This window comes from Bacillus cihuensis, from assembly GCF_000504145.1.
Classification (GTDB): Bacteria; Bacillota; Bacilli; order Bacillales; family DSM-1321; genus Peribacillus; species Peribacillus huizhouensis.
In genome coordinates this window covers 24368-46015 of record NZ_AYSD01000026.1, presented here as the reverse complement: position 1 = coordinate 46015, position 21648 = coordinate 24368, and the positions used below count along the sequence as shown (strand labels likewise).

Annotated in this window: 21 protein-coding genes and 1 other annotated feature; all 21 genes read left to right on the top strand. The window is 39.1% G+C overall.

Annotation, left to right across the window (positions count from 1 at the left end; translation table 11 throughout):
• Positions 1–5: 5 nt before the first annotated feature.
• The gene (locus V179_RS0104560) at positions 6–419 is read left to right on the top strand and encodes a Mini-ribonuclease 3 (protein WP_034300586.1); all 414 of its coding nucleotides are present in this window, start codon (positions 6–8) and stop codon (positions 417–419) included.
• A 4-nt stretch (positions 420–423) separates the two neighbouring features.
• A complete protein-coding gene (gene rlmB, locus V179_RS0104555) occupies positions 424–1167 on the top strand; it encodes a 23S rRNA (guanosine(2251)-2'-O)-methyltransferase RlmB (RefSeq protein ID WP_028390479.1) in 744 nt (247 codons plus the stop codon).
• A 3-nt stretch (positions 1168–1170) separates the two neighbouring features.
• Positions 1171–1680, top strand: coding sequence for an NYN domain-containing protein (locus tag V179_RS0104550; RefSeq protein WP_028390478.1), 510 nt, complete (start codon positions 1171–1173; stop codon positions 1678–1680).
• An 87-nt stretch (positions 1681–1767) separates the two neighbouring features.
• The gene (gene sigH, locus V179_RS0104545; RefSeq protein ID WP_034300600.1) at positions 1768–2400 is read left to right on the top strand and encodes an RNA polymerase sporulation sigma factor SigH; all 633 of its coding nucleotides are present in this window, start codon (positions 1768–1770) and stop codon (positions 2398–2400) included.
• A 100-nt stretch (positions 2401–2500) separates the two neighbouring features.
• Positions 2501–2650, top strand: a complete 150-nt coding sequence (gene rpmG, locus V179_RS29610) for a 50S ribosomal protein L33 (protein WP_084552203.1) — start codon at positions 2501–2503, stop codon at positions 2648–2650.
• A 51-nt stretch (positions 2651–2701) separates the two neighbouring features.
• Positions 2702–2884 (top strand): preprotein translocase subunit SecE, encoded by a 183-nt coding sequence (gene secE / locus V179_RS0104540; RefSeq protein ID WP_028390476.1) that lies wholly within the window; start codon positions 2702–2704, stop codon positions 2882–2884.
• Positions 2885–3244: 360 nt separating this feature from the next.
• Positions 3245–3778 carry a transcription termination/antitermination protein NusG gene (gene nusG / locus V179_RS0104535; RefSeq protein WP_028390475.1) on the top strand — a complete coding sequence of 178 codons (534 nt, stop codon included), beginning with the start codon at positions 3245–3247 and terminating at the stop codon, positions 3776–3778.
• Positions 3779–3955: 177 nt separating this feature from the next.
• Positions 3956–4381, top strand: coding sequence for a 50S ribosomal protein L11 (gene rplK, locus V179_RS0104530; protein ID WP_028390474.1), 426 nt, complete (start codon positions 3956–3958; stop codon positions 4379–4381).
• Between the two features lie 107 nt (positions 4382–4488).
• Complete coding sequence (rplA, locus tag V179_RS0104525) at positions 4489–5190, top strand: 50S ribosomal protein L1 (protein WP_028390473.1); 702 nt, start codon at positions 4489–4491, stop codon at positions 5188–5190.
• Positions 5191–5238: 48 nt separating this feature from the next.
• Positions 5239–5387, top strand: a sequence feature (ribosomal protein L10 leader region).
• Positions 5388–5425: 38 nt separating this feature from the next.
• Positions 5426–5926 (top strand): 50S ribosomal protein L10, encoded by a 501-nt coding sequence (gene rplJ / locus V179_RS0104520; RefSeq protein ID WP_028390472.1) that lies wholly within the window; start codon positions 5426–5428, stop codon positions 5924–5926.
• Between the two features lie 58 nt (positions 5927–5984).
• Complete coding sequence (gene rplL / locus V179_RS0104515) at positions 5985–6344, top strand: 50S ribosomal protein L7/L12 (RefSeq protein WP_028390471.1); 360 nt, start codon at positions 5985–5987, stop codon at positions 6342–6344.
• A gap of 163 nt (positions 6345–6507) precedes the next feature.
• Positions 6508–7113, top strand: coding sequence for a class I SAM-dependent methyltransferase (locus V179_RS0104510; RefSeq protein ID WP_028390470.1), 606 nt, complete (start codon positions 6508–6510; stop codon positions 7111–7113).
• Between the two features lie 238 nt (positions 7114–7351).
• Positions 7352–10933: a DNA-directed RNA polymerase subunit beta gene (gene rpoB / locus V179_RS0104505; protein ID WP_028390469.1), complete on the top strand. Its 3582-nt coding sequence runs from the start codon at positions 7352–7354 to the stop codon at positions 10931–10933.
• A gap of 191 nt (positions 10934–11124) precedes the next feature.
• Positions 11125–14724: a DNA-directed RNA polymerase subunit beta' gene (gene rpoC / locus V179_RS0104500; RefSeq protein WP_028390468.1), complete on the top strand. Its 3600-nt coding sequence runs from the start codon at positions 11125–11127 to the stop codon at positions 14722–14724.
• Between the two features lie 193 nt (positions 14725–14917).
• Positions 14918–15166, top strand: a complete 249-nt coding sequence (locus V179_RS0104495) for a 50S ribosomal protein L7ae-like protein (RefSeq protein ID WP_028390467.1) — start codon at positions 14918–14920, stop codon at positions 15164–15166.
• Between the two features lie 104 nt (positions 15167–15270).
• Positions 15271–15693, top strand: coding sequence for a 30S ribosomal protein S12 (gene rpsL / locus V179_RS0104490; RefSeq protein ID WP_028390466.1), 423 nt, complete (start codon positions 15271–15273; stop codon positions 15691–15693).
• Between the two features lie 41 nt (positions 15694–15734).
• Positions 15735–16205, top strand: a complete 471-nt coding sequence (gene rpsG, locus V179_RS0104485) for a 30S ribosomal protein S7 (RefSeq protein WP_028390465.1) — start codon at positions 15735–15737, stop codon at positions 16203–16205.
• Between the two features lie 50 nt (positions 16206–16255).
• Positions 16256–18334, top strand: a complete 2079-nt coding sequence (fusA, locus tag V179_RS0104480; RefSeq protein WP_028390464.1) for an elongation factor G — start codon at positions 16256–16258, stop codon at positions 18332–18334.
• 121 nt (positions 18335–18455) lie between these two features.
• On the top strand, positions 18456–19643 hold the full coding sequence (gene tuf, locus V179_RS0104475) for an elongation factor Tu (protein ID WP_028390463.1): 1188 nt from the start codon (positions 18456–18458) through the stop codon (positions 19641–19643).
• Between the two features lie 1025 nt (positions 19644–20668).
• Positions 20669–20977 (top strand): 30S ribosomal protein S10, encoded by a 309-nt coding sequence (rpsJ, locus tag V179_RS0104470; RefSeq protein ID WP_019244375.1) that lies wholly within the window; start codon positions 20669–20671, stop codon positions 20975–20977.
• Between the two features lie 34 nt (positions 20978–21011).
• Positions 21012–21641 (top strand): 50S ribosomal protein L3, encoded by a 630-nt coding sequence (gene rplC / locus V179_RS0104465; RefSeq protein ID WP_028390462.1) that lies wholly within the window; start codon positions 21012–21014, stop codon positions 21639–21641.
• Positions 21642–21648 lie beyond the last annotated feature (7 nt).

Sequence of the window (21648 nt, the reverse complement as noted above, 5' to 3'; positions counted from 1 at the left end):
ACAGTATGCAACACGAGAAGAAAGTCGATGAAAAAATGGTGAATAGCCTTGCTCTTGCTTATATGGGTGATGCCGTATATGAGACGTATATCAGGCATCATCTATTGAAAAAGGGTGCAGTGAAGCCGCATTTACTTCATAAAGAAGCGACTTCATTCGTATCGGCGAAAGCACAAAGTAAAATCATTCATTTTTTTATTGAAAGCAATCAATTAACAGAGGAAGAACGAGCTGTCGTTAGGCGCGGACGGAATGCCAAATCAGGTAGCGTGCCTAAGAATACGGATGTTCAAACTTATCGATATGGTACTGCGTTTGAGGCATTAATGGGTTATGTATATTTATCAGGAAACAATGAGAGATTAGAGGTTCTGATTAATCAATCGATCCAATTTATTGAAGACGAAAAAAGGAGATGAGCTTATGAACGAGGAATATATCATTGGAAAGAATCCTGTATTAGAAGCATTACGTTCTGAGCGTGATATGAATAAAATATGGATTGCTGAAGGTTCGCAAAAAGGTACAATGCAGCAAATTATTACATTGGCAAAAGAGAGGAATATATTCGTTAATTTTGTCCCGAAAAAAAAGATTGATCAAATGACAGAAGGCATTCATCAAGGGGTTGTTGCACAGGTAGCTGCGTATTCATATGCAGAAGTGGATGATCTATTTGCTGTGGCAGAGTCTCGTGAAGAAGCTCCCTTTTTTATTTTATTAGATGAAATTGAAGATCCTCATAATCTTGGATCGATCATGCGTACAGCAGATGCGGTAGGAGCTCATGGTATTATTATCCCGAAACGTAGAGCTGTGGGCTTAACTGCAACTGTAGCAAAATCATCAACAGGAGCCATCGAATACATTCCTGTTGCCAGAGTTACTAACATGTCTAGAACGATTGATGAATTAAAAGAACGTGGGGTCTGGATTGTTGGTACCGATGCGTTGGGCACTGATGATTACCGAAACATGGATGGTAAGATGCCAATTGGCCTCGTAATCGGCAGCGAAGGAAAGGGAATGGGCCGCCTTATTAAAGATAAATGTGATTTTCTTATTCGTATGCCAATGATCGGAAAGGTAACTTCTTTGAATGCATCTGTTGCAGCGGGTTTGTTGATGTATGAGGTTTATCGAAAAAGAAATCCTATAGGAGAATAGGTAATGAATATTCTGTTGGTAGACGGTTATAACATTATTGGAGCTTGGCCGGAACTAAGAGAATTAAAGGAACACAATTTATCAGAAGCGCGTGATCGTCTGATAGAGAAGATGGCAGAATATCAAGCTTTTTCAGGTTACAGAGTCATAGTTGTGTTTGATGCCCATTTTGTCCAGGGGATTGAGCGTAAATATAAAAATTTTAAGGTAGAAATTATTTTTACAAGAGAAAACGAGTCCGCAGATGAGCGGATCGAAAAAATGGCTATCCAGTTAAATAATATTAAAACGCAAGTTTACGTGGCAACTTCTGATTTTACGGAACAATGGGTGGTTTTTGGGCAAGGAGCTTTACGAAAATCTGCACGAGAACTATTAATTGAAATGGAACATATAGAAGTTGAAATTGACAAAAAGCTTGATAAAGCGACAAAATTCAAACAAAATTCCAAGATTGATTTAACGGACGAAGTGGCAGAAATTTTTGAAAATTGGCGCCGGGGGAAGTTTTGAGCTGTTGACGAGTAAATTTCACCTACTGTATAATATTGCTAACTATGCGTACGGTCAGGGGGATAAAATGTGGGGTCCAACTTCGGAATGAAAGTGAATGAGGATTATGGCCAGTTTGATGATGACGTGCTTGTGGATTATGTGCATAAAGGAGACAGTGAGGCTTTGGATTATTTAATCCAAAAATACCGAAACTTTGTAAGAGCTAAAGCTAGAACCTATTTTTTAATTGGTGCTGATAAAGAAGACATCGTACAAGAAGGTATGATAGGTTTATATAAGGCTATTCGTGATTTCAAAGGGGATAAACTGTCAACATTTAAAGCCTTTGCAGAGCTTTGCATTACAAGGCAGATTATTACAGCGATTAAAACAGCAACAAGACAAAAACATATTCCCTTAAACTCATATGTATCTTTGGACAAGCCTATTTATGATGAAGAGTCAGATCGCACACTTATGGATGTTATTTCTGGAGCAAAAGTTTTAGATCCTGAAGAACTTTTCATAAATCAGGAAGAATTTGATGACATCGAATTAAAAATGGCGGAACTATTGAGTGATTTAGAGAGAAAGGTTCTTGCTCTTTATCTAGACGGACAATCTTACCAGGAAATTTCAGAAGAATTAAACCGACACGTGAAGTCTATAGACAATGCCCTACAACGAGTGAAGAGGAAGCTAGAACGATATTTGGAAGTGAGAGAGGTAACCCTGTAATTCCCTGTATTCATGCGGTATTTAAGCTTATTGTTTGTTGACAATAAGTGACAGCCGTGATAAAGTTTTAACGATGTAGAGATAGATAGGTGTGGAAATGATGAGAAAAAAGTTAATCCTCGCTTGTACAGATTGCGGTTCTAGAAACTACTCTTCTGAAAGCAATAAAGCAGCAAGTGTGGAGCGTTTGGAAATTAAGAAATTTTGTAGTACTTGCAATGCCCATACCATGCATAAAGAAACGAAGTAACTGTTTAAATAGATTGACAGAAGCTATCTAAGTTGGTTGGAGGTTACATTCATGAATCGCATAACCGAATTTTTTCGCGGTGTTGCTCGAGAGATGAGGAAAGTAAGCTGGCCTAAAAGAAAAGAGCTTACAAGATATACGGTAGTAGTACTTTCAACCGTTGTCATTATGGCAGTTTTCTTTGCTGTAGTAGATTTAGGCATATCTAAACTAATTCGTCTTGTTATTGAATAAGAGATTCCAAAATAAGCTATAATAGTGCTAAAATAATAAACAACAGTAAAAAGCCCGGAAACGGGTTTTTTAATTTGTCTTTTTTAAGAGTAAGAAAGCGTAAGTTTTCAAACGGATTTTGATGCTGAGCGAAAGTTACCTTATCAGTTAATAGACAAATAATTGAATAGGGAGAAAAACATTGTTCTCTATCTTGTTTGTCATATACAAGCCTTTGTAATGAACAAAGTGCTTTTCGCTTTTCTTAAAAGTAATTCATCTGGAAGTCAGCAATGCCTTCTTGGACTTTTCATGTAAAAATGAAAACAATATGAAAAAAAGAAATGTATAGGGAGGGAAGGGCGATTTAGTCCTATTAACATGGAAAAAAATTGGTATGTTGTACACACATACTCAGGATATGAGAATAAAGTAAAAGCGAATCTTGAGAAACGTGTAGAAACAATGGCGATGCAAGATAAGATCTTCCGCGTCGTTGTTCCTGAAGAAGAAGAAACAGAAATTAAAGATGGTAAGAAGAAGGTTCTGAAAAAGAAAGTATTTCCGGGTTATGTACTTGTGGAAATCATTATGACGGATGATTCTTGGTATGTAGTTCGAAATACTCCTGGGGTAACAGGGTTTGTTGGTTCTTCTGGAGCTGGTTCAAAACCAACGGCTTTACTACCTGAAGAAATTGAAGTAGTTCTAAAACGCATGGGTGTTGATGAACAACGAATTGAAGTAGATTTCGAGTTAGGTGACACAGTTACGGTTAAAGAAGGACCATTTTCCAATTTCTCAGGAGTTATTGAAGAATTGGATAAGGACAAAAGTAAAGTACGGGTGCTGGTCAATATGTTTGGCAGAGATACCCCGGTTGAACTAGATTTTAATCAGGTGGAAAAAATATAATCTGAAAAAACTTGAAATCATTGTTGGAAAGTGGTAAAATTTCATAGGTCAGTATGTTTCTATTACGAGACCTAAATGATACAAACATTCTTTATTTAAATAAAGAATTTAAGATGAGTGGGAGGGTATACCCCTATTACCACATCACGGACTTAGACTTATAAGGAGGTGTGTCTCGTGGCTAAAAAAGTAATTAAAATGGTTAAATTGCAAATTCCTGCTGGGAAAGCGAATCCGGCACCGCCGGTTGGTCCTGCACTAGGTCAAGCTGGTGTTAACATCATGGGATTCTGTAAGGAGTTCAACGCTCGTACAGCAGATCAAGCTGGTCTAATTATTCCTGTTGAAATTACGGTATTTGAAGACCGTTCATTTACATTCGTAACAAAAACTCCACCTGCTGCAGTATTGCTTAAAGTTGCAGCTGGAATTGAGTCTGGTTCTGGTGAACCTAACCGTAATAAAGTTGCTACAGTCAAACGTGATAAAGTACGCGAGATTGCAGAAACAAAAATGCCTGATCTAAACGCAGCAAACGTTGAGTCTGCAATGCGTATGGTTGAAGGTACAGCACGCAGCATGGGTATTGTCATCGAAGATTAATCCCATCTAAACAGTTATTCGTTTCTACGGGGTTGCGATTCATACTCGCAACCTTTATTCGTGGGAGGTTATTCCGTTAAAACCACAATATAGGAGGATTTTATATCATGGCTAATAAAGGTAAAAAGTATCTTGAAGCGGTACAATTAATTGACCGTACTAAAGCATATTCAGTAGCAGAAGCTGTAGAACTTGCTAAAAAAACTAGCTTTGTAAAATTTGATGCAACAGTTGAAGTTGCTTTCCGTTTAGGCGTTGACCCTAAGAAAGCTGACCAACAAATCCGTGGAGCAGTCGTGCTTCCGAACGGAACTGGTAAAACTCAACGTGTATTAGTATTTGCTAAAGGCGAAAAAGTTAAAGAAGCTGAAGCGGCAGGTGCTGATTATGTTGGAGACGCAGAATACATCAACAAAATCCAACAAGGTTGGTTCGAATTTGATGTAATCGTAGCTACTCCAGATATGATGGGTGAAGTTGGTAAATTAGGACGAGTATTAGGACCAAAAGGTCTTATGCCGAACCCTAAAACTGGTACAGTTACATTTGATGTAACGAAAGCAGTTAACGAAATTAAAGCTGGTAAAGTTGAATACCGCGTTGACAAAACAGGTATCATTCATGCTCCAATTGGTAAAGCTTCTTTCGAAGACAGCAAATTGGTTGAGAACTTTACAACTATCTATGACACATTAATGAAAGTTAAACCTGCGGCAGCTAAAGGAACTTACATGAAAAATGTTTCTGTAACGACTACAATGGGCCCTGGTGTTAAGGTTGATCCTTCTTCATTCAATGTAAAAAATTAACATTTGACAATATGAAACGATTATTGCTATAATCTGTTTTGTTAATATAAAAGAATATCATTTGTACCGTAGACAGTAGGTGCTCACGTCTTGAGCTTAATTTCCTGCCGAGGTAATTCGATAAAATAGTCCATGACTATGACTTTCAAATTACTGCCTCCTCGTCTGCAAGATGTGGAGGCTTTATCTTTGACCGGTATAAATGTTTTCAAGCAAATCTATAGGAGGTGTAAGGATGAGCGCCATTATCGAACAAAAGGTTCAAATTGTTAATGAGATCGCAGAGAAATTCAAAGCTAGCCAATCAACTGTTGTTGTTGACTACCGCGGATTATCTGTATCAGAATTAACAGAACTTCGTAAACAACTTCGTGAAGCGGGCGTTGAGTTCAAGGTTTACAAAAACTCTATGACTCGTCGTGCTGCTGAAGCTGCTGAATTAGTTGCTTTAAATGAATCATTGACTGGCCCGAACGCAATTGCATTCTCTACTGAAGATGTTATTGCTCCTGCGAAAATCCTTAACGATTTCGCGAAAAAACATGAAGCATTAGAAATTAAAGCTGGAGTTATCGAAGGAAATGTTGCATCAGCTGAAGAAATTAAAGCTCTTGCAGAACTTCCATCACGCGAAGGTCTACTTTCTATGCTACTCAGCGTGCTACAAGCACCTATTCGCAATCTTGCTCTTGCTACAAAAGCTGTGGCAGAACAAAAAGAAGAACAAGGAGCGTAAGCTAGCGCTTTGCCCTTGGTAATCAAAAACTAAAACAAACCCTAGGAGGAAATATACAATGACTAAAGATCAAATCATTGAAGCAGTTAAAACGATGACTGTTTTAGAACTAAATGACCTAGTTAAAGCAATCGAAGAAGAATTTGGCGTAACTGCTGCTGCTCCAGTAGCTGTAGCTGCTGCTGGTGGCGCTGCTGCTGAAGAAAAAACTGAGTTTGACGTTGTTCTTGCATCTGCAGGCGACCAAAAAATCAAAGTTATCAAAGTTGTTCGTGAAATCACAGGACTTGGTCTTAAAGAAGCGAAAGAACTTGTTGATAACACTCCTAAAGCAATCAAAGAAGGCGTATCTAAAGAAGAAGCTGAAGAATTCAAAGCTAAACTTGAAGAAGTTGGAGCTGGCGTTGAAGTTAAGTAATTTTGCTTGTTAAAAAGCTCGCTATTATGGCGGGCTTTTTTTCTCTTACTTTTGAAAGTGTAAGTGATACACAGATATATTGTTGTAAACAGTAAGCTTCTAATCTTCACAAATCTTCTCTCAAAATTCTTCAATTAATCTTTTCTGATAGGAGGAGATGACTCTGGCAGATCATTACTACTCACAAAAACCGGATGTTGAAAGCAATCCGAAATTTTGGGACTACACTCTGAGAGGACGCTCATTTCGTTTTAAAAGCGATAATGGAGTGTTCTCTAAAAACGACATCGATTTTGGCTCGCGTTTATTAATTGAAACTTTTACATTTGATGAGGAGACAAAAGGGAGTATTCTAGATGTTGGTTGTGGATACGGCCCGATTGGACTTTCTATTGCTGCAGCCTTTCCTGAAAGAACAGTGGAGTTGGTAGATATTAATAGCCGTGCTGTTGCTCTTGCGAAGGATAATGCGAAAACGAATGGAATTACAAATGTAAATATTCATGAAAGTGATCAATTGGACAGAGTGGAAATTACTCAATTCGCAGCAATATTGACTAACCCGCCTATTCGTGCGGGAAAAAATGTTGTTCATGGCATTTTAGAAAAAAGTCATGCGAAATTAAAAAATGGCGGCGAGTTATGGGTCGTCATTCAGAAAAAACAAGGTGCTCCATCAGCAATGGAGAAGATGGAACAGGTTTTTGGGAATGTCAGAACGGTTGTAAAGAAAAAAGGTTATTATATACTTGTATCTAAAAAAGTTTGACTCAATTTTTTTGCTATGTTAGTATTATAAAATGCATATATTATAATTCCTTAACTATGCAATTTTTATACAAAAGGTGTATAGAAAGTGGATTAATTGGAAAAAATATATAAATAATAGTTCGTTTTATGAGAAATTGTGGTTTTTAAACAAAAACCATTTTCTTTTTGTCTATGGAAATACATGTTTCCACAAGACAAATGGAACCTTATAACGCTTGATTTAAGGGGTGAATCGGTTGACAGGTCAACTAGTTCAGTATGGACGACACCGCCAACGTAGAAGTTATGCAAGAATCAGTGAGGTATTGGAATTACCAAACCTAATTGAAATTCAAACCGCTTCTTATCAATGGTTTCTTGATGAAGGGTTAAGAGAGATGTTCCAGGATATTTCTCCGATTGAGGACTTTACGGGCAATTTATCGCTTGAATTTATCGATTACAGTTTGGGAGATCCCAAGTATTCGGTAGAAGAATCGAAAGAACGTGATGTAACGTACTCAGCACCACTTCGAGTAAAAGTCAGACTTGTAAATAAAGAAACTGGGGAAGTCAAAGACCAAGATGTATTCATGGGTGATTTCCCTCTTATGACTGAAACAGGTACATTCGTCATTAATGGTGCAGAACGCGTTATTGTTTCGCAACTTGTTCGTTCGCCAAGTGTGTACTACAACGGAAAAATGGACAAAAACGGAAAGTACGGCTTTACAGCTACTGTTATCCCAAACCGAGGTGCGTGGTTGGAATATGAAACAGATGCAAAAGACGTAGTTTATGTCAGAATTGATCGCACACGTAAATTGCCAATTACAGTATTAATGAGAGCTCTTGGGTTTGGGTCAGATCAAGAAATTCTTGACCTTATTGGAGACAATGAGTATATCCGTAATACGCTTGAAAAGGATAATACCGAAAGTGTAGAAAAAGCATTGCTTGAGATTTACGAACGTCTTCGTCCAGGTGAACCACCGACTGTAGAAAACGCGAAAAGCCTTTTGGTATCACGTTTCTTTGATCCGAAACGTTATGATTTGGCGAATGTAGGCCGTTATAAAATTAATAAAAAGCTCCATATTAAAAATCGTTTATTCGGTCAGCGTATTGCAGAAACATTAGTGGATCCGGAAACTGGTGAAATTATTGTTGAAAAAGGCACTCTTTTAGATCGACGCACTTTAGATCGCATTCTTCCACATCTTGATGAAGGAATTGGTAACCGCACATACCAGCCAGTAGGCGGTGTGGTTGAAGATGAGATTTTGCTACAACCAATTAAAATTTATGCACCAAATGATACAGAAGGCGAGAAAATTATCAACGTAACTGGAAATGCGAATGTAACGGACCGGGTGAAGAATATCACTCCAGCCGACATTTTATCTTCTATTAGTTACTTCTTTAATTTACTTCACGGAGTAGGGATTACAGATGATATTGATCACCTTGGTAATCGTAGACTTCGTTCAGTTGGTGAATTATTACAAAATCAATTCCGGATTGGGTTATCAAGGATGGAACGTGTGGTACGTGAAAGAATGTCCATTCAAGACACGAATACCATTACACCGCAACAATTGATTAATATTCGACCGGTAATTGCTTCTATTAAAGAATTCTTCGGAAGTTCTCAACTTTCGCAGTTCATGGACCAAACAAATCCATTGGGAGAATTGACGCATAAACGTCGTCTTTCTGCATTAGGACCAGGCGGTTTAACACGTGAACGTGCTGGCTTTGAAGTACGGGATGTTCACTATTCTCACTATGGGCGGATGTGTCCAATTGAAACACCGGAGGGTCCAAACATTGGACTTATCAACTCATTATCCAGCTACGCGAAGGTGAATCCATATGGATTTATTGAAACACCATTCCGTCGTGTTGATCCGGAAACTGGAAAAGTTACAGATCGAATTGACTATTTGACAGCAGATGAAGAAGATAACTATGTAACTGCTCAAGCGAATACTCGTTTAGCTGATGATGGTTCATTTGTTGATGATAAAATTGTAGCCCGTTTCCGTGGCGAAAACACAGTAGTACCACGCGACCGCGTTGACTACATGGATGTTTCACCGAAGCAGGTTGTATCCGCGGCGACAGCATGTATTCCTTTCTTAGAGAACGATGACTCTAACCGTGCTCTTATGGGAGCGAACATGCAACGTCAAGCAGTTCCGTTACTACAACCAGAAGCACCACGTGTTGGAACAGGTATGGAATACGTATCTGCTAAAGATTCTGGAGCAGCTGTTATTTGTAAGCACGAAGGAATCGTAGAGCATGTAGAATCACGTGAAGTCTGGGTACGACGAGTAAGTATTGTAGATGGACAAGAGGTAAAAGGAAATCTTGATAAATACCGTCTATTGAAATTTATCCGTTCTAACCAAGGTACGTGTTATAACCAACGCCCAATCGTAAGTGTAGGGGACAAAGTGGTCAAAGGTGAAATATTAGCTGATGGTCCGTCAATGGAATCAGGTGAACTTGCTTTAGGTCGTAACGTTCTTGTAGCATTCATGACATGGGATGGCTATAACTATGAAGATGCCATTATTATGAGTGAACGTCTTGTGAAAGATGATGTATATACATCTATTCACATTGAAGAATATGAGTCAGAATCACGAGATACAAAACTTGGGCCTGAAGAAATTACCCGAGATATACCAAACGTTGGGGAAGATGCACTTCGTAATCTTGACGAACGTGGCATAATCCGCATCGGTGCAGAAGTTAAAGATGGAGACTTACTGGTAGGTAAAGTAACGCCAAAAGGTGTAACTGAACTTACAGCTGAAGAACGTCTTTTACACGCTATATTTGGTGAAAAAGCACGTGAAGTACGTGATACGTCCCTACGTGTACCTCATGGCGGCGGTGGAATTGTACATGATGTTAAAGTGTTTAACCGTGAAGATGGAGATGAGCTTCCACCAGGTGTAAACCAACTTGCACGTGTATATATTGTACAAAAACGTAAAATTCATGAAGGCGACAAAATGGCAGGTCGTCATGGTAATAAAGGGGTTATCTCTCGTATTCTTCCTGAAGAAGATATGCCGTATTTACCAGATGGCACACCTGTTGACATCATGTTAAACCCGTTAGGTGTACCATCCCGTATGAACATCGGGCAAGTATTGGAATTACATTTAGGAATGGCTGCTAGAGCTCTTAATATCCATGTTGCATCTCCAGTATTCGATGGAGCAACAGAGGAAGATGTTTGGGCAACAATTGCTGAAGCTGGTATGGCAAGCGATGCGAAAACAGTCTTATATGACGGGCGTTCAGGTGAACCATTCGATAACCGTGTATCAGTCGGTGTCATGTATATGATCAAACTTGCTCACATGGTTGATGATAAGCTTCACGCTCGATCAACAGGACCTTATTCACTCGTTACACAGCAGCCGCTTGGAGGTAAAGCACAATTTGGTGGGCAGCGTTTCGGTGAAATGGAAGTTTGGGCACTTGAGGCATATGGTGCTGCATACACCTTGCAAGAAATCCTTACAGTTAAGTCCGATGATGTCGTCGGTCGTGTGAAAACATATGAGGCGATTGTGAAGGGTGAAAATGTTCCAGAGCCAGGTGTTCCTGAATCATTTAAAGTATTGATTAAAGAGCTTCAAAGCTTAGGGTTGGATGTTAAAATCATGAATGCTGAAGACCGCGAAGTGGAAATGCGTGATTTAGAAGATGAAGATGATGTAAATCATTCTGACTCCTTAAACATTGATACAGAAGGTAAAGAAATGGTTGCCTCAGATGCTGGCTTAAAGACAAATGCCATCACAACGGATTAACGCTTTGAATAAATAGTTTATTTTACCACTCTGACTAGGCAGTATTGGCTCTTTTAACGGATCGAACCATGCTGCCTGTTGGAGTTCAATTAATTAGGTCGGCTATTTTAAGGGAAAATGGCGCCTAATACATGACAGTTCATGATAAGCAATTTAGGTATAACCTGGAGATCAAAAGGGAGGTAGGCCCCTTGATAGATGTAAATAATTTTGAGTATATGAAAATTGGTCTTGCTTCACCAGATAAGATTCGTTCTTGGTCACATGGCGAAGTAAAAAAACCAGAAACAATTAACTATCGTACATTAAAGCCTGAGAAAGATGGTTTGTTCTGTGAAAGAATTTTTGGACCGCAAAAAGACTGGGAATGTCATTGTGGTAAATACAAACGAGTTCGTTATAAAGGTGTAGTTTGCGATCGATGTGGTGTAGAAGTTACACGTGCGAAGGTCCGTCGTGAGCGTATGGGTCATATTGAGCTCGCTGCTCCTGTATCACATATTTGGTATTTCAAAGGAATTCCAAGTCGTATGGGACTTGTGTTAGACATGTCTCCACGTGCTTTGGAAGAAGTAATATATTTTGCATCTTACGTAGTCACTGAAACGGGTGATACAACGTTAGAAAAGAAGCAACTTCTTTCTGAAAAAGAGTATCGTGCATACCGCGAAAAGTACGGAAAAAAATTCCAAGCTGGTATGGGTGCAGAAGCAATAAAGAAATTATTACAAGACATTGATACCGAAAAAGAAACAGAAGCATTAAAAGAGGAATTAAAAACAGCTCAAGGACAACGTAGAACTCGAGCAATTAAGCGTCTTGAAGTGTTAGAGGCTTTCCGTAATTCTGGAAACGAACCTTCTTGGATGATTCTTGATGTACTACCTGTTATTCCTCCAGAACTTCGTCCTATGGTGCAATTAGACGGTGGTCGTTTTGCGACTTCTGACTTAAATGACTTGTACCGACGAGTAATTAACCGCAATAATCGTTTAAAACGTTTATTGGATCTTGGTGCACCGAGCATTATCGTTCAAAACGAAAAACGTATGCTTCAAGAAGCTGTAGATGCTTTGATTGATAATGGACGTCGTGGTCGTCCGGTAACAGGACCTGGTAACCGCCCGTTGAAATCACTTTCGCATATGCTAAAAGGAAAGCAAGGACGCTTCCGTCAAAACTTACTTGGTAAACGTGTTGACTATTCTGGTCGATCCGTTATCGTTGTTGGGCCGAACTTGAAAATGTATCAATGCGGACTTCCAAAAGAAATGGCAATTGAACTCTTCAAACCATTTGTTATGAAAGAACTTGTTCAAAAAGGATTAGCACACAATATTAAATCTGCTAAACGTAAGATAGAACGGTTATCTCCAGAGATTTGGGACGTTCTTGAAGCAGTCATTAAGGAGCATCCGGTATTACTTAACCGTGCCCCTACTCTTCATAGACTCGGTATTCAAGCATTTGAACCGACACTTGTTGAGGGTCGCGCAATCCGTCTTCACCCACTTGTATGTACGGCATATAACGCGGATTTTGACGGTGACCAAATGGCAGTACACGTTCCGTTATCATCTGAAGCACAAGCTGAAGCAAGGTTACTAATGTTAGCTGCGCAAAACATTCTAAATCCGAAAGATGGAAAACCAGTTGTTACTCCTTCACAAGATATGGTATTAGGAAACTATTACTTAACTTTAGAAAGAGCTGGAATTATCGGGGAAGGAATGGTCTTTAAAGATACAAGTGAGGCATTGCTTGCTTATCAAAATGGCTATGTTCACTTGCACTCACGTGTAGCTGTTCATGCAGGATCTCTAAATAATGAAACTTTTACTGAAGAGCAAAATAATCAGCTCTTATTAACAACTGTTGGTAAACTGATATTTAATGAAATTTTACCTAAATCGTTCCCTTACATTAATGAACCTACAGGATACAATTTAGAAGTGAAAACTCCTGAGAAGTATTTTGTTGAAAACGGGGCAAACATAAAAGAACTTATTCAGGCACAACCGTTAATTGATCCATTCAAGAAGAAAATTCTTGGGAACATAATTGCGGAAGTATTTAAACGTTTCAAAATTACCGAAACGTCGAAAATGCTTGATAGAATGAAAAACCTCGGATTCAAACATTCTACGAAGGCTGGAATCACTGTTGGTGTTTCTGATATCGTAGTTTTGGGTGAAAAACAACAAATCATCGAAGAAGCACAACAAAAAGTAGATAACGTCTTAAAACAATTTAGACGAGGTTTAATAACGGAAGACGAGCGTTATGATCGAGTTATTTCAATTTGGAGTGCTGCTAAAGATACGATTCAAGCTAAACTAATGGATTCATTAGATCGTAGCAACCCGATCTTCATGATGAGTGATTCTGGAGCGCGTGGTAACGCATCTAACTTTACTCAATTAGCAGGTATGCGGGGATTGATGGCCAACCCGGCTGGACGTATTATCGAGTTGCCAATTAAATCAAGTTTCCGCGAAGGACTAACGGTATTAGAATACTTCATCTCTACCCATGGTGCACGTAAAGGTCTTGCCGATACCGCACTTAAAACAGCCGATTCAGGCTACCTTACTCGCCGTCTCGTAGACGTAGCACAAGATGTTATTGTTCGCGATGATGATTGTGGAACTGACCGAGGCCTGAAAATTTCAGCTTTGAAAAACGGTACAGAGGTAATAGAGACGTTAGAAGAACGTTTAATTGGTCGTCACGCTAGAAAGGCAATTAAACATCCTGAAACGAATGAAGTGATTGTTCATGAAAATGGACTTATTACTGAAGATCTTGCTAAGTATATTGAAGATAGTGGAATTGAAGAAGCGTGGATTCGCTCGGCATTTACATGTAATACAAGCCATGGTGTATGTAAAAAATGTTATGGTCGAAATCTTGCGACGGGTCAAGAAGTTGAAGTTGGGGAAGCAGTTGGAATTATTGCTGCCCAATCGATCGGAGAACCTGGTACACAGTTAACGATGCGTACATTCCATACAGGTGGTGTAGCCGGAGATGATATCACTCAAGGTTTACCACGTATCCAAGAAATATTTGAAGCAAGGAACCCTAAGGGGCAAGCGCTAATTACTGAAATCGAAGGTACTGTTGTTTCAATTAATGAAATACGAGATAAGCAACAGGAAATTGTGATTCAAGGTGCAGTTGAATCTCGCACGTATACCGCACCATACTCTGCGCGCTTAAAAGTATCTGTAGATTCATACGTACAGCGTGGAGAAGAATTAACCGAAGGATCTATTGATCCGAAAGAGTTACTGAAAGTTACAGATGTTCTTGCAGTTCAAGAGTATTTGTTACGCGAAGTTCAAAATGTATATCGTATGCAAGGGGTAGAAATTGGGGACAAACATATCGAAGTAATGGTGAGACAAATGCTTCGTAAAGTCCGCGTCCTTGATGCAGGTGAAACGGATGTTCTTCCAGGTACTTTACTTGATGTACACCAATTCACTCAAGCGAATACAGACGCACTTCTTACTGGTAAAATACCAGCTACTGGACGACCTGTCCTGCTCGGTATAACAAAAGCATCACTAGAAACAGATTCCTTCTTGTCGGCTGCTTCATTCCAAGAAACTACTAGAGTGTTAACAGATGCAGCGATAAAAGGAAAACGTGATGAATTACTTGGATTAAAAGAAAATGTTATTATTGGTAAACTGGTACCTGCGGGAACAGGCATGCTTCGTTATCGCAAGGCAAGCCCTGTTATTGTAGAAGATACAAACGAAGATAGTGTTCCAGTAGAGTAATGATATAAACACTGACTCGTGATGTGCATGTTCTTTTATTAGATTTTAGTTTAATCATGTAAAAGGTCCACATGATATCACGAGTCAGTATTAATTTATTTTTTTTAAAAGATAAGTTGACAAAAAGACATTTTAAGTGATATTATTGCAAAGGTGCTCCTATGATAACCTGTTACTTTGGAGGATATGATAGATGTCTTATGAAAAAGTACTACAGGCAAAGTCAGTGATAATAGGAACGAAACAAACCATGAGAGCTCTCAAACAATATTTAATTCGAGAGGTTATCATTGCACAGGATGCTGATCAATTATTGACAGCCCATGTTGCAGAGACTGCTCGAGAATTAGAAGTTCCAATCACGTACGTTGATTCGATGCAAATGCTTGGAAAAGCATGTGGTATTGATGTCGGAGCAGCTACTGTTGCCATTAAAAAGTAAAACTGTTTTTGCAAAAAAGATTTTGCAAAAACTTTGTTTTTGCTCATTTATGAACCACCTGGATGTGTGGTACTAGAACTGAAAAGTGAAGGGAGGACAAATTAATGCCTACTATTAATCAATTAGTGCGTAAAGGTCGCGAGTCAAAAGAATATAACTCAAAATCTCCAGCACTTAACAAAGGTTATAACAGCTTTAAAAAATCACAAACTAACGTAACTTCTCCACAAAAACGTGGTGTATGTACTCGTGTGGGAACTATGACACCGAAAAAACCAAACTCAGCGTTACGTAAATATGCGCGTGTACGTTTGACAAATGGTATCGAGGTAACAGCTTACATTCCTGGTATCGGACATAACCTACAAGAACACAGCGTGGTACTAATCCGTGGAGGTCGTGTAAAAGACTTACCAGGGGTACGTTATCACATTGTACGTGGTGCGCTTGATACTGCTGGAGTAAACAACCGTATGCAAAGTCGTTCTAAATACGGAACAAAACGTCCAAAAGCACCAAAAAAATAATAGAACTAAAAATATGAACTACATCGAAAGGAGGAAACATAATGCCTCGTAAAGGACCTGTTTCTAAAAGAGACGTATTACCAGATCCGATTTATAATTCAAAACTTGTGACTCGTTTAATCAACAAAATGATGGTTGATGGACAAAGAGGTAAATCACAAAAAATTCTTTATTCTGCATTTGATACAATCCAAGAACGTACTGGCAACAACCCGATGGAAGTGTTTGAACAAGCACTTAAAAACATCATGCCAGTACTAGAAGTAAGAGCTCGCCGTGTGGGTGGAGCTAACTACCAAGTACCAGTTGAGGTGCGTCCAGATCGACGTTCAACTCTTGGTCTTCGTTGGTTAGTAAACTATTCTCGCCTTCGTGGTGAAAAAACGATGGAAGAGCGTTTAGCTTACGAAATCATGGATGCTGCTAACAACACTGGTGCAGCTGTTAAGAAACGTGAAGATACACATAAAATGGCAGAAGCTAACAAAGCGTTTGCTCACTACCGTTGGTAAGATTGATTTATATAAAATTATTCTCATAAAAAGGAAGGAGAAAGACCAAGATGGCAAGAGAGTTCTCCTTAGCAAATACTCGTAATATCGGTATCATGGCTCACATCGATGCCGGTAAAACTACGACAACTGAACGTATTCTTTTTTACACTGGTAAAATTCATAAAATTGGTGAAACGCACGAAGGTGCATCACAAATGGACTGGATGGAACAAGAGCAAGAGCGTGGTATCACTATTACATCTGCTGCTACAACAGCACAATGGAATGGTAACCGTGTAAATATCATTGATACACCAGGACACGTAGACTTCACTGTAGAAGTTGAGCGTTCCCTGCGTGTACTTGATGGTGCTGTAGCTGTACTTGATGCACAATCAGGTGTTGAGCCGCAAACAGAAACTGTTTGGCGCCAAGCTACGACATACGGCGTACCACGTATCGTGTTTGTAAACAAAATGGACAAAACGGGTGCAGACTTCCTATATTCTGTAGGAACGTTACATGATCGCCTTCAAGCGAACGCACACCCAATCCAATTACCTATTGGCGCTGAAGATCAATTCAAAGCTATCATTGACTTAGTAGAAATGAAAGCTACATTCTACGGTAATGACCAAGGTACTGAGATTTCTGAAGGTGAAATCCCTGAAGAACATCTTGAATTAGCTCAAGAACACCGTGAAAAGCTTATCGAAGCGGTATCTGAAGTTGATGAAGACCTAATGGAAAAATACCTAGGTGGAGAAGAAATCTCAGTAGCTGAACTTAAAGCTGCAATCCGTAAAGCGACACTTAGTGTTGAATTCTACCCTGTAATTTGTGGTACTGCATTCAAACACAAAGGTGTTCAATTAATGCTTAATGCAGTAGTTGATTACTTACCATCTCCACTTGATGTACCTGCAATTAAAGGTACACTTCCTGATTCTGAGGAAGAAGTTGAGCGTCATGCTGATGATACAGAACCATTCTCTGCACTTGCATTCAAAGTTATGACGGATCCTTATGTAGGGAAACTTACATTCTTCCGTGTATACTCTGGTACATTGCAATCTGGTTCTTACGTAATCAACTCAACTAAAGGTAAACGTGAACGTGTTGGTCGTATCCTACAAATGCACGCAAACAGCCGTGAAGAAATCTCAGTAGTACATGCTGGAGACATCGCAGCTGCTGTAGGCTTAAAAGATACAACAACTGGTGACACGCTATGTGATGACAAAGACCAAGTTATTCTTGAGTCAATGGTCTTCCCAGAGCCAGTTATCTCCCTTTCAGTTGAACCAAAATCAAAAGCTGACCAAGACAAAATGGGTCAAGCACTACAAAAACTTCAAGATGAAGATCCAACATTCCGTGCACATACTGACCAGGAAACAGGTCAAACAATTATTGCAGGTATGGGTGAGCTTCACTTAGATATCCTTGTAGATCGTATGCGTCGCGAGTTTAAAGTTGAAGCAAACGTAGGTGCTCCTCAAGTAGCGTACCGTGAAACATTCCGTGGATCTGCGCAAGTTGAAGGTAAATTCGTTCGCCAATCTGGTGGTCGTGGACAATTCGGTCACGTTTGGATTGAGTTCTCTCCAAACGAAGAAGGAAAAGGATTCGAATTTGAAAATGCTATCGTCGGTGGTGTTGTTCCTCGTGAATACATCCCTGCTGTTCAAGCTGGTCTAGTTGATTCACTTGATCGCGGTGTTCTTGCAGGATATCCACTTGTAGATATTAAAGCAAAATTATTTGACGGATCTTATCATGATGTTGACTCTAACGAGATGGCATTTAAAATTGCTGCGTCTATGGCATTGAAAAATGCTGCATCTAAATGTAATCCAGTAATTCTTGAGCCAATCATGAAAGTAGAAGTTGTTATTCCAGAAGAATACATGGGTGATATCATGGGTGATGTTACATCACGCCGTGGACGTGTAGAAGGTATGGAAGCACGCGGAAACACACAAATGGTTAAAGCGATGGTTCCACTATCTGAAATGTTTGGTTATGCAACATCTCTACGTTCTAACACTCAAGGACGCGGAACATTCTCTATGCACTTCGACCACTATGAAGAAGTACCGAAGAGCATCTCTGAGGAAATTGTTAAAAAAAATAAAGGTGAATAATTGATTTTCATCATTTATTAAAGTATAACTACTTATGTAAGCTGCAATTCCAGGTATCGCCTAGTTTTGCAGCATCATAATTCAAAAATATAAATTTCTTATTTCAAGGAGGAATATCCTAATGGGTAAAGCTAAATTTGATCGTTCAAAACCACACGTTAACGTTGGAACAATTGGTCACGTTGACCACGGTAAAACAACTCTAACAGCTGCTATCACAACTGTACTTGCTAAAGCAGGTGGAGCAGAAGCACGCGGATATGACCAAATCGACGGTGCGCCAGAAGAAAGAGAACGTGGTATCACAATTTCTACATCACACGTTGAGTATGAAACAGAAGCTCGTCACTATGCACACGTTGACTGCCCAGGTCACGCTGACTATGTTAAAAACATGATCACTGGTGCTGCACAAATGGACGGCGGAATCCTAGTAGTATCTGCTGCTGATGGTCCAATGCCACAAACTCGTGAGCACATCCTTCTTTCTCGTCAAGTAGGTGTTCCTTACCTAGTTGTATTCATGAACAAATGTGACATGGTTGACGACGAAGAGCTACTTGAATTAGTAGAAATGGAAATTCGTGACCTTCTTTCTGAATATGAATTCCCTGGTGATGATATTCCAGTAATTAAAGGTTCTGCTCTTAAAGCTCTTGAAGGTGAAGCGGCTTGGGAAGAAAAAATTCATGAATTAATGAACGCTGTTGATGAATATATTCCAAACCCAACACGTGACACTGACAAACCTTTCATGCTTCCAGTTGAGGATGTATTCTCAATCACTGGTCGTGGAACAGTTGCTACAGGACGTGTTGAACGTGGACAAGTTAAAGTCGGCGATGTTGTAGACATCATCGGTATGACTGAAGAACCAAAACCAACAACTGTAACAGGTGTTGAAATGTTCCGTAAATTACTTGACTATGCTGAAGCTGGTGACAACATCGGAGCACTTCTTCGTGGGGTTTCTCGTGAAGATATTCAACGTGGACAAGTACTTGCTAAACCAGGTTCAATTACTCCACACACTAAATTCAAAGCGGAAGTTTATGTTCTTTCAAAAGAAGAAGGTGGACGTCATACTCCATTCTTCACAAACTACCGTCCACAATTCTACTTCCGTACAACGGATGTAACTGGTATTTGTAATCTTCCTGAAGGCGTAGAAATGGTTATGCCTGGAGATAACATCGAAATGTCAGTAGAACTAATCGCACCAATCGCTATCGAAGAAGGTACTAAATTCTCTATCCGTGAGGGTGGACGTACTGTAGGCGCTGGTGTAGTTGCTACTATCACTGAGTAATTAAATAGTTGAAAGGGACGCCTTTCAAGTGGAGCTGCTGGGACGCCGGCAGCTCTTTTTTTATATATAGCAACTTGTAATATTATTAGCAAATTTATAGACTAGCTTTACACCTATTAAGAGCAAAAATAGAAAATGTATAATAGTAGATATTGATTATAGAAAGTAAGGTAATATCAGGTTATTATTCCGCATAAACAGTAGTAATTCTTCAACATCAAGGCTTAGAGGAATCGGAGAAGCGATGGAGGGGCGTAACTGCCAGTATAAATCTAGTTGGAGAGATGGATCCTAGCGAAAGTAGTACAGGGCTCACAATTATGGGGATGTTGCAAACCTCCAACTAATTGAAGTTTCACTTATTTATAAGCAGATGGTATTGTAAAGGTTTAGTGCAGATGCTTAATCTATCTGGTGTGCTGCGTTAGCATAAATATTCTTATCTATTTTTCCTACGAGCAACTCAAGGTCACGAGAAGAGAAAACAGTTTACATATATTATTTTGGTTGTTCTCATCTATAAGATAAGGTATATGATTGTGATTCTATGGCACCTTGTTTGAAAGATTGTTAAGAAGTTAGTTTAATTAGGTGGTACGCTAGTTGATTTATAAACTTATTGATAGGTATGAAGTTAAGTTATTTTTTGTAAGAAACTCTTCGATTTTAATGAATACGGATGGGACTAAGTACGAGTAGGGTCTGTATAAAATAATTTTATTTATCAAATTGAATATAACGTAATTAAGTTGAAAATTCCTTATTAATAGTGTGTGAAGATACAAGAATAAATTAAGCTTGATAAAGAGTGGCCTACTATGTATAATAGTAAAAGTGTTGCACAGAGAAACATTTAAGTTTTACTTGATTTTCTAATGTGCATTAGTTATAATAGACAATGTTGGTCTTTGACTGCGATGATTTGGAAGGTTGCTGACACACCCGGCCGCTTTGCCATGGCGAGTGTGTGGGAAATTTCCAATGAGAAAGTCTATTTAGAAAATAGGCGAAAAGGAGGGAAAATAATGGCAAAACAAAAAATTCGTATTCGTTTAAAAGCATATGATCACAGAATCCTTGATCAATCTGCTGAGAAAATTGTTGAAACTGCAAAACGTTCTGGTGCTGCTGTATCGGGTCCGATTCCATTACCAACTGAGCGTTCTGTTTACACGATTCTTCGTGCAGTTCACAAATATAAAGATTCTCGTGAGCAATTCGAGATGCGTACACACAAACGTCTTATCGATATCGTGAACCCAACTCCACAAACAGTTGATTCATTGATGCGTTTAGACTTACCATCTGGTGTTGACATTGAAATCAAACTTTAATTATAGAAAACAGAAAAATCAGGAGGTGTGACTAATGACCAAAGGAATCTTAGGAAGAAAAATCGGTATGACGCAAGTATTTGCTGAAAATGGTGAACTTATTCCAGTAACAGTAATCGAGGCTGCTAACAACGTAGTTCTTCAAAAGAAAACAATTGAAACTGACGGTTATGAAGCAATTCAAATCGGTTTTGAAGATAAACGCGAAAAGCTTTCGAATAAACCTGAAAAAGGCCATGTTCAAAAAGCAAACACTGCACCTAAGCGCTTCGTTCGCGAATTCCGTTCAGCTAATCCAGCTGATTACGAATTAGGTCAAGAAGTCAAAGTTAGTATTTTCGCAGAAGGCGATACAGTTGATGTAACAGGAATCTCTAAGGGTAAAGGTTTCCAAGGCTCGATTAAACGCCACGGACAATCACGCGGACCTATGTCACACGGTTCTCGTTACCACCGTCGCCCAGGTTCAATGGGTCCTGTTGCTCCAAACCGCGTATTCAAAGGTAAGTTATTACCAGGACGTATGGGTGGAGAACAAGTAACTGTTCAAAACTTAACAATTGTTAAAGTTGACGTAGAACGTAACTTACTTTTAGTAAAAGGTAATGTTCCGGGCGCGAAAAAAGCTTTAATTAAAGTTAAATCTGCTATTAAAGCTAAGTAATATCTGA

Excerpts from the sequence above, each read along its gene's own strand:
- V179_RS0104560 (WP_034300586.1), top strand. The coding sequence starts at position 6 with ATGCAACACGAGAAGAAAGTCGATGAAAAAATGGTGAATAGCCTTGCT.
- tuf (WP_028390463.1), top strand. The coding sequence starts at position 18,456 with ATGGGTAAAGCTAAATTTGATCGTTCAAAACCACACGTTAACGTTGGA.
- rlmB (WP_028390479.1), top strand. The coding sequence starts at position 424 with ATGAACGAGGAATATATCATTGGAAAGAATCCTGTATTAGAAGCATTA.
- secE (WP_028390476.1), top strand. The coding sequence starts at position 2,702 with ATGAATCGCATAACCGAATTTTTTCGCGGTGTTGCTCGAGAGATGAGG.
- nusG (WP_028390475.1), top strand. The coding sequence starts at position 3,245 with ATGGAAAAAAATTGGTATGTTGTACACACATACTCAGGATATGAGAAT.
- V179_RS0104550 (WP_028390478.1), top strand. The coding sequence starts at position 1,171 with ATGAATATTCTGTTGGTAGACGGTTATAACATTATTGGAGCTTGGCCG.
- rplC (WP_028390462.1), top strand. The coding sequence starts at position 21,012 with ATGACCAAAGGAATCTTAGGAAGAAAAATCGGTATGACGCAAGTATTT.
- rpsG (WP_028390465.1), top strand. The coding sequence starts at position 15,735 with ATGCCTCGTAAAGGACCTGTTTCTAAAAGAGACGTATTACCAGATCCG.
- rpmG (WP_084552203.1), top strand. The coding sequence starts at position 2,501 with ATGAGAAAAAAGTTAATCCTCGCTTGTACAGATTGCGGTTCTAGAAAC.
- sigH (WP_034300600.1), top strand. The coding sequence starts at position 1,768 with ATGAAAGTGAATGAGGATTATGGCCAGTTTGATGATGACGTGCTTGTG.
- rplL (WP_028390471.1), top strand. The coding sequence starts at position 5,985 with ATGACTAAAGATCAAATCATTGAAGCAGTTAAAACGATGACTGTTTTA.
- fusA (WP_028390464.1), top strand. The coding sequence starts at position 16,256 with ATGGCAAGAGAGTTCTCCTTAGCAAATACTCGTAATATCGGTATCATG.
- rplJ (WP_028390472.1), top strand. The coding sequence starts at position 5,426 with ATGAGCGCCATTATCGAACAAAAGGTTCAAATTGTTAATGAGATCGCA.
- V179_RS0104495 (WP_028390467.1), top strand. The coding sequence starts at position 14,918 with ATGTCTTATGAAAAAGTACTACAGGCAAAGTCAGTGATAATAGGAACG.
- rplA (WP_028390473.1), top strand. The coding sequence starts at position 4,489 with ATGGCTAATAAAGGTAAAAAGTATCTTGAAGCGGTACAATTAATTGAC.
- rpsJ (WP_019244375.1), top strand. The coding sequence starts at position 20,669 with ATGGCAAAACAAAAAATTCGTATTCGTTTAAAAGCATATGATCACAGA.
- rpsL (WP_028390466.1), top strand. The coding sequence starts at position 15,271 with ATGCCTACTATTAATCAATTAGTGCGTAAAGGTCGCGAGTCAAAAGAA.